Origin of the sequence: Pseudomonas brassicacearum (genome assembly GCF_003732265.1) — a bacterium.
GTDB classification, from domain to species: domain Bacteria; phylum Pseudomonadota; class Gammaproteobacteria; order Pseudomonadales; family Pseudomonadaceae; genus Aquipseudomonas; species Aquipseudomonas brassicacearum_D.
The window spans coordinates 1-268 of the sequence record NZ_MOBK01000198.1; the positions used below are offsets into that span (position 1 = coordinate 1).

At 62.7% G+C, this 268-nt stretch carries 1 pseudogene; it reads left to right on the forward strand.

What is annotated here, in order from left to right:
• Positions 1-268: pseudogene (locus BK660_RS30810) on the forward strand (imidazolonepropionase); the annotation flags it as partial.

Genomic DNA, 268 nt, shown 5'->3' on the forward strand with positions numbered 1-268 from the left:
TCATCGCCGCACAAAAACTCGGCCTGCCAGTGAAGCTGCACGCCGAACAATTATCGTCACTGCACGGCTCCAGCCTCGCCGCGCGCTACAAGGCGTTGTCCGCCGATCACCTGGAATTCATGGACGAAGCCGACGCCATCGCCATGGCCGAAGCAGACACCGTCGCGGTGCTGCTGCCGGGCGCGTTCTACTTTCTGCGCGAAACCCAGTTGCCGCCTATGGACGCCCTGCGCAAGCACAAGGTGAAGATCGCCATCGCCAGCGACCT